The sequence below is a fragment of the Variovorax sp. 01T439_2 genome (assembly GCF_056398445.1).
Genome location: NZ_JBFTPJ010000153.1, coordinates 1 through 8,253 on the forward strand (window position 1 = coordinate 1; position 8,253 = coordinate 8,253).

Genomic DNA, 8,253 nt, shown 5'->3' on the forward strand with positions numbered 1-8,253 from the left:
GTGCAGTACCTCGCGGCGCAGGCCGTGATCGGCATCTCGCCCACCACGGTGGCGGGGGCGACGCTGCTGTTCGCGTCCTTCGGCGTGGCACTGCTTGTCTCCGACTTTCTCTACCGCCGGTTCGAGAAGCCGATCACCGACTGGGGCCACCGGCAGGCCCGGGCGGCCACCCAGCCGGCGCCTGCCTTGCCGGCCGCATCGGGCGGCGCCGCGTCGGCCTGAACGCGCGGCGGTCTAGAGAAAGCGCTCCAGCAGCTTGCGCGAGGCGCGGTCGAGCGCCTTCACGTCGGGAATGCGGAACTGCACGCCGTGCGCGCTGGCAATCAGCAGTGCGCCGCCTTCGAGCCGGCGGATGTCTTCCTCGGCCTTGAGCACGAAGCTGGTGTCACCGCGGTCGGTGCTCACGGTCCAGGTGCTGGGCACGCCGAAGCTCGACACGCCATGCAACTTGAGCAGCGTGGGTGCAAAGTCGCGCACCGCGAGCTCCTGTTCGAGCAGCGCGCGCGCCGCCGCCGGCAGGGCCTCGAGGCGGTCGATCCAGACCAGCTCGCGGCCTTCGCTGCCGACCAGCGACACGCCCTCGCCGGGCGCGCTGAGCGGAAAGGCGCGCACAGGCGTCACGCCCACGTGGCGCTCGCCCTCGGCATCGGTCAGCACCAGGCGGCCGAAGGCATCGCGCTCGAGGTCGAAAGTGGGAATGGTGTCGTTCATCATGCGTCTCCGGCGGGATGGGCCGCATGGCTGATGACCAGGGGCAGCTGCGCGCCGGCGCGTTCGTCGACGGCGCCTTCGCTCGCCTCCTCGTCGGCCTGGCGCAGCTGCGCCTGGTAGAGCCGCCAGTAGGCGCCCTGCTTCTCCATCAGGGCGTCGTGCGGACCGACCTCGACCACCTCGCCGCGGTCCATGACCACCAGCCGGTCGGCCTTGCGCAGCGTCGAGAGGCGGTGCGCAATGGCGATGGTGGTGCGGCCCTGCACGAGGTTGTCGAGCGCCTTCTGGATTTCCTTCTCGGTCTCGGTGTCCACGGCCGAGGTGGCCTCGTCAAGGATCAGGATGCGCGGGTCGATGAGCAGCGCGCGCGCAATGCTGATGCGCTGCCGCTCGCCGCCCGACAGGCCCTGGCCGCGCTCGCCCACCAGCGAGTCGTAGCCGTGCGGCAGGCGCAGGATGAAGTCGTGCGCATGCGCGGCGCGCGCGGCGGCCACCACTTCGGCGCGTGTGGCGTCGGGCTTGCCGTAGGCGATGTTCTGCGCGATGGTGCCGAAGAACAGGAACGGCTCCTRCAGCACCAGCCCCACGTGGCGCCGGTAGTCGGCCACGGCAAAGCGGCGGATGTCGGTGCCGTCGACCTTGATGGCGCCGTCGGTCACGTCGTAGAAGCGGCAAATCAGGTTGACCAGCGTGCTCTTGCCCGAGCCGCTGTGGCCCACCAGGCCGATCATCTCGCCGGGCTCGATGGTCAGGTCGAGGTCGTGGATCACGGCGCGCGAGCCGTAGCGAAAGCCCAGCCCGCTCATCTCGATGCGGCCCTGCACGCGCTCGATCTTCACCGGGTTGGCGGGCTCGGGCACGTTGCTCACGTGGTCCAGGATGTCGAAGATGCGCTTGGCGCCGGCCGCCGCCTTCTGCGTGACCGAGACGATGCGGCTCATCGAATCGAGCCGCGTGTAGAAGCGGCCGATGTAGGCAATGAAGGCCGTGAGCACACCCACCGTGATGCTGCCGCGCGCCACCTGCCAGATGCCGAAGCCCCAGACCACGAGCAGGCCGATCTCGGTCAGCAGCGAGACGGTGGGCGTGAACAGCGACCAGGTGCGGTTGAGCTTGTCGTTGACCTGCAGGTTGTAGGCGTTGGCCACGCGGAAGCGCTCGGCTTCGCGGCGCTCCTGCGCAAAGGCCTTGACCACGCGGATGCCCGGGATGGTGTCGGCCAGCACGTTGGTCACCTCGGACCACACGCGGTCGATCTTCTCGAAGCCGGTGCGCAGCCGGTCGCGCACCACGTGGATCATCCAGGCGATGAAGGGCAGCGGCACCAGCGTGACCACGGCCAGCAGCGGGTTGATGGAAACCAGGATGACCGCGGTCATCACGATCATCAGCACGTCGTTCGCAAAGTCGAGCGCGTGCAGCGAGAGGAACACGTTGATGCGGTCGGTTTCCGAGCCGATGCGCGCCATCAGGTCGCCGGTGCGCTTGCCGCCGAAATAGTCGAGCGGCAGCGTGAGCAGGTGCTCGTAGGTGGTGGTGCGCAGGTCGGCGCCGATGCGCTCGGACACCAGCGCCAGCAGGTAGGTGCGCGCCCAGCCCAGGCCCCAGCCGACCAGCGCCGCGCCCAGCAGCCCGCTCAGGTAGAGCCCGACGCGCGCCGGGTCGATCTTCTGCCCGTTCTGGAACGGAATCAGGATGTCGTCCATCAGCGGGATGGTCAGGTAGGGCGGCACCAGCGTCGCGGCCGTGGAGACCAGCGTCAGCAGGAAGCCTGCGATCAGCTGCTTGCGGTAGGGCTTGGCGAAGCGGCCGAGCCGCAGCAGCACCCAGGTGGAGGGCGGTGCCTGGAGCTCGGCGTCGGGCAGGGCCAGGTCGTCGCCGTCGGGCTCGGCTGTCGCCTCGGCGACAGTGCCGTTCTCGCGCTGGCCGAAGAGCTTGAGTAGCCGCAGCGCGGCCGGCTGGCTCGCCAGCGTGTAGCGCCAGCGCGCAAGGCGCCCTTCGGCACCCACCAGATCGAGCGTTCCAACGCCCGAATGGTCGCTCAAATGCAAACGGAGGGCCGAATCTGATAGTGTCCACTCACACCACTGGCCATCCGGTTGCAGCGCCAGCAGCCGCCGGTCGGTGAGGGCCACGAGCCCAAAGGTAAACAGAAGTTCATCGTCAAGGTCAACCGGCAGTGTGACCAGAACGTTTTCCGCGGCTGCGAGCCGGCTTTTCAGCGCGTCTGAGGCCGCCTCGATTTCGCCCTCCCGGGTGCCGACTGGATCGTGATGTTGCATTGTGTTTCTTTGACTCTTGCCCGTCGCGGGCCGCAGGGACCGCGCCATGGCGTCCTTTGTCGGGCGCCGATTCTGACCGATTGCCATGGGCGCGCTTGAAGGCGCCGCGGTGCTCGGCCAAAGCACATCGAACGTTTGCATGACCCGTTTCGACGACATCCGCCTGCTGCGCATCAACTATTTGCGCGGTCCGAACCTCTGGACCTACCGGCCCGTGCTGGAAGTCTGGCTCGACCTGGGCCAGCTGGAGGACTACCCCTCCAACAAGATCGACGGCTTCACCGACCGGCTCACGGCGCTGCTGCCGGCGCTCATCGAGCACCACTGCGGCGTGGGCGAGCGCGGCGGCTTCATCCAGCGGCTGACCGAAGGCACCTGGTCGGGCCACGTGCTGGAGCACGTGGTGATCGAGCTGCTGAACCTGGCCGGCATGCCGACCGGCTTCGGGCAGACCCGCAGCACCTCGGAGCACGGCGTCTACCGCATGGTGTTCCGCGCGCGCGACGAGCAGGTGGCCCGCGTGGCGCTGGCCCAGGGCCACCGCCTGCTGATGGCGGCGATCAACAACGATCCCTTCACCGCAGACGACGTGCAGAAGGCGGTCGATGCGGTCAAGGCCAAGGTCGAGGACTGCTACCTCGGCCCGAGCACCGCGGCCATCGTGTCCGCCGCCACCGACCGCGGCATTCCGCACATCCGGCTCAACAGCGGCAACCTGGTGCAGCTGGGCTATGGCGCCAACCAGCAGCGTATCTGGACCGCCGAGACCGACTACACCAGCGCCATCGGCGAATCGATCGCGAGCGACAAGGAGCTGACCAAGTCGCTGCTCGCGAGCTGCGGCGTGCCGGTGCCCGAGGGCCAGGTGGTGGCCAGCGCCGAGGAAGCCTGGGAAGCGGCCGAGGACATCGGCCTGCCGGTGGTCGTGAAGCCCTCGGACGCCAACCACGGCCGCGGCGTGTCGCTCGAGCTGACCACGCGCGACGAAGTCATGGCCGCCTTCGCGGTGGCCGAGCCCGAAGGCAGCGACGTGATGGTCGAGCGCTTCATCCGCGGCCACGAACACCGCCTGCTGGTGGTGGGCGGCGAGGTGGTGGCGGCCGCGCGCGGCGAGATCATCACCGTGACCGGCGACGGCAAGAGCACCGTGGCCGAGCTGATCGACAAGCAGCTCAACAGCGATCCGCGCCGCGGCGCCGAAGAGGAATACCCGCTCGACCTGATCGTGCTGGACACCGACGCCAAGCTGCAGCTCGAACTCAAGCGCCAGGAGCTCGACGGCGCCTCGGTGCCGGCGGCCGGCCGCGTGGTTACGATCCAGCGCAACGGCAACATGGCCAACGACTGCACCGACCAGGTCCATCCTGAAGTCGCGCATGCCGCCGTGCTGGCCGCACGCGTGGTGGGCCTGGACATCGCGGGCATCGACCTGGTGGCACTGGACATCGGCAAGCCGCTCGGCCCGCAGCGCGGCGCCATCGTCGAAGTGAATGCCGGCCCCGGCCTCTTGATGCACCTGAAGCCGGCCGTCGGCTCGCCRCGCCCGGTGGGCCGCGCGATCTGCGACCACCTGTTCCCGGGCGATGCGCCGGGCCGCATCCCCGTGATCGGCGTGGCCGGCTCGCGCGACACCGCGGTGCTCGCGCGCCTGGTCGCCTGGCTCATCAACCTGGGCGGGCGCCACACGGGCCTGGCCTGCCGCGACGGCCTGTTCCTGGAGCGCCGCCGCGTCGATGCGCGCGACAGCGCCAACTGGGAAGCCGGCCGCCGCCTGCTGGTGAACCGCGCGGTGGAAGCCGTGGTGATCGAGAACGGCGCCGAGACCATCCTGCGCGACGGCCTGGCCTACGACCGCTGCGAGCTCGGCATCGTGACCGACCTCGAAGGCGCCGAGGCGCTGGCCGACTACGACATCACCGAGAGCGACCAGATGGTCAAGGTGCTGCGCACGCAGGTCGACGTGGTGCTGGGCGAAGGCACCGCGGTGCTCAACGCGGGCGATCCGCGCGTGGCGGGCCTGGCCCCGCTGTGCGACGGCGCCGTCATTCTCTATGCGGCCGACCCGCAGGCTGCCGCGCTCACCGCGCACCAGGCCGCCGGCGGCAAGGCCGTGCTGGTGCGGCAGGACCGCGTGGTGCTGGCCAACGGCAGCAGCGAATCCTTCCTGCCCGGCCTCGGCCGCCTGACCGTCTGGCGCGCCACGCACGCGGGCGTGAGCCTGGAGAGCGTGCTGGCCGCGGTGGCCGCGGCCTGGGCGCTGGGCATTCCGCTGAACCTCATCGGCGCCGGCGTCGAGGCCTTCGAGGCCGACCTGCAGGCGGCGCTGGCCTCGCTGCAGCTTTCGCAGACACAGCCGCTTTCGTCCCCCCAACTGCAACTCGCCTGAAGCGCACCGCCGCCCCATGAAAGTCACCCGTATCCGCGCCTTGCGCGGCCCCAACCTCTGGAGCCGCCACACCGCCATCGAAGCGGTGGTTGCCTGCGAAGGCGACGAGAACGCCATCAGCCGCCTGCCGGGCTTCGAAGCACGCCTGCGCGCGCTGTTCCCCCACATCGGCGAGCTGCATCCGATGGTGCTGGGCCAGCCGATGGCCCTGGCGCACGTGCTCGAGAACGCGGCCGTGGCGCTGCAGGCCCAGGCCGGCTGCGCGGTCAACTTCGGCCACACCTCGCCCACGGTGGAAGAAGGCGTCTACCAGGTCGTGTTCCAGTACAGCGAAGAGGCCGTGGGCCGGCGCGCCATCGAACTGGCCGAACAGCTGATCGCGGCCGCGCAGGCCGACACCGCCTTCGACGCCGCCGCCGCCATCACCGAGCTGCGCGACCTCGACGAGTCCGAGCGCCTGGGCCCGAGCACCGGCTCCATCGTCGATGCCGCCGTGGCGCGCGGCATTCCCTACCGCCGGCTCACCAGCGGCAGCCTGGTGCAGTTCGGCTGGGGCTCCAAGCAGCGCCGCATCCAGGCGGCCGAGGTCGACAGCACCAGCGGCGTGGCCGAATCGATCGCGCAGGACAAGGAACTCACCAAGCAGTTGCTCAACGCGGCCGGCGTGCCGGTGCCGCTGGGCCGCCCGGTTTCGGATGCGCAGGACGGCTGGGCCGCGGCCGTGGAGATCGGCCTGCCCGTGGTGGTGAAGCCGCAGGACGGCAACCAGGGCAAGGGCGTCACGGTCAACATCACGACCCAGGAGCAGCTCACCGCCGCCTACGATTCGGCCGCCGCCTATGGCGAGGTCATGGTCGAGAAATTCCTGCCGGGCTTCGACTTCCGCCTGCTGGTGGTGGGCGACCGCCTGGTGGCCGCCGCGCGGCGCGATCCGCCGCACGTGATCGGCGACGGCAGCGCCACCGTGCGCCAGCTGATCGACGCCGTGAACCTCGACCCGCGGCGCGGCGAAGGCCATGCCACCTCGCTCACCAAGATCCGCCTGGACGACATCGCCATCGGCCGCCTCGAGGCCCAGGGCCTCATGCCCGACAGCGTGCCCGCGCGCGGCCAGCGCGTGGTACTGCGCAACAATGCCAACCTGTCCACCGGCGGCACCGCCACCGACGTGACCGACACCGTGCACCCCGAAGTGGCCGCGYGCGCGGTCGATGCGGCGCAGATGGTCGGCCTGCACATCTGCGGCGTCGACATGGTCTGCGAGAACGTGCTGCGCCCGCTCGAGGAACAGCACGGCGGCGTGGTCGAGGTCAATGCCGCGCCCGGCCTGCGCATGCACATCTCGCCCTCGTTCGGCCGCGGCCGCGCGGTGGGCGAAGCCGTCATGGACACGCTGTTCGCGCATGGCGACGACGGCCGCATTCCGGTGGTGGCCGTGACCGGCACCAACGGCAAGACCACCACGGCGCGCCTCATCAACCACCTGCTCGCATCCAGCGGCCTGCGCACCGGCATGACCAACACCGACGGCGTGTACGTCGACGGCCGCCAGACCGACAGCGGCGACTGCAGCGGCCCCAAGAGCGCGCGCAACGTGCTCATGCACCCCGACGTGGATGCGGCCGTGTTCGAAGTGGCGCGCGGCGGCGTGCTGCGCGAAGGCCTCGGCTTCGACCGCTGCCAGGTGGCCGTGGTCACCAACATCGGCAGCGGCGACCACCTGGGCCTGAACTACATCACCACCGTCGAAGACCTCGCGGTGCTCAAGCGCGTGATCGTGCGCAACGTCGCGCCCGACGGCTACGCGGTGCTCAATGCCGCCGACGTCAACGTCGCCGCCATGGCCGCCGGCTGCCCGGGCCACGTGATCTTCTTCACCGCCGACCGCCAGCACCCCGTGATGGCCACGCACCGCGCGCAGGGCAAGCGCACCGTCTACGTCGACCAGGACACGCTGGTCGCGGCCGAAGGCTCCTGGCGCGAGCGCATCGCGCTGCGCGACGTGCCCATCACGCGCGGCGGCACCATCGGCTTCCAGGTCGACAACGTGATGGCGGCCGTGGCCGCCGCATGGGCCGTGGGCCTGGACTGGGACACCATCCGCAGCGGCCTCGCGAGCTTCCTGAACGACGCGGCCGGCGTGCCGGGGCGCTTCAACGTCATGGACTACCGCGGCGCCACCGTGATCGCCGACTACGGCCACAACACCGACGCCATGCGCGCGCTGGTCTCGGCCGTGGACACCATGCCGGCCAACAAGCGCTCGGTGGTGATCAGCGGCGCGGGCGACCGGCGCGATTCCGACATCCGCGACCAGACCGCCATCCTCGGCCAGGCCTTCGACGACGTGATCCTCTACCAGGACGCGGCCCAGCGCGGCCGTGCCGACGGCGAGGTGATGGCGCTGCTGCGCCAGGGCCTGCAGGGCGCGGCGCGCACGCGCTACATCGTCGAGATCCGCGGCGAGTTCGTCGCCATCGACACCGCGCTTGCGCGGCTGCAGCCGGGCGACCTGTCGCTGATCCTGGTCGACCAGGTCGAGGAAGCGCTCGCGCACCTGGCGCAGCGCATCGCGGCGGGCTGACCCGCACCGGGCCGGCCGCGCGCCGGCCCATGCCGGACACGTCCCACACGCAAGGGCGAGTCCGGCCGGGGCTGCTGTCTGTGCCGTCCCACACCCCGCACGGCCTGCACCGGACCACACTGCGTGTCCGGTCGCGCTTTCGGAGGGCGCGCCTCAACCAGGAGCACCCGATGACAACAACAGTTCGTTCCACCCTTTGTGCTGCCGCGCTTCTTGCAGCAAGCGGCCTGCTTTTTTCCGGCGCATCACAAGCGCAGGCGCCCGGCACGGCCGCACGTGCGCAGCAGGAG

The 8,253-nt window shown here is 70.4% G+C and carries 4 protein-coding genes and 1 pseudogene; 3 read left to right on the forward strand and 2 right to left on the reverse strand.

The features are described 5' to 3' along the window. Positions 1 to 222: pseudogene (locus AC1DOC_RS09950) on the forward strand (acyltransferase family protein); the annotation flags it as partial. 12 nt (positions 223 to 234) lie between these two features. On the opposite strand, the gene AC1DOC_RS09955 reads toward AC1DOC_RS09950, so the two are convergent. Further along, a complete protein-coding gene (locus AC1DOC_RS09955; RefSeq protein WP_028253971.1) occupies positions 235 to 711 on the reverse strand; it encodes a cyanophycin metabolism-associated DUF1854 family protein in 477 nt (158 codons plus the stop codon). Beyond that, positions 711 to 2,993, reverse strand: coding sequence for a cyanophycin metabolism-associated ABC transporter (locus AC1DOC_RS09960; RefSeq protein WP_478129740.1), 2,283 nt, complete (start codon positions 2,991 to 2,993; stop codon positions 711 to 713). Before AC1DOC_RS09960 ends, AC1DOC_RS09955 begins: the two co-directional genes overlap by 1 nt. Before the next feature lie 139 nt (positions 2,994 to 3,132). On the opposite strand from AC1DOC_RS09960, the gene AC1DOC_RS09965 reads away from it, so the two are divergent. Further along, the gene (locus AC1DOC_RS09965) at positions 3,133 to 5,379 is read left to right on the forward strand and encodes a cyanophycin synthetase (RefSeq protein ID WP_012746208.1); all 2,247 of its coding nucleotides are present in this window, start codon (positions 3,133 to 3,135) and stop codon (positions 5,377 to 5,379) included. Between the two features lie 16 nt (positions 5,380 to 5,395). After that, entirely contained in the window at positions 5,396 to 7,963 is a 2,568-nt protein-coding gene (gene cphA / locus AC1DOC_RS09970; protein WP_478129741.1) for a cyanophycin synthetase, read from the forward strand. The last annotated feature ends 290 nt before the right edge of the window (positions 7,964 to 8,253 follow it).

What these genes read in the sequence shown, in the direction of transcription:
- AC1DOC_RS09955 (WP_028253971.1), bottom strand. Translation starts at nt 711, where the DNA reads ATGAACGACACCATTCCCACTTTCGACCTCGAGCGCGATGCCTTCGGC.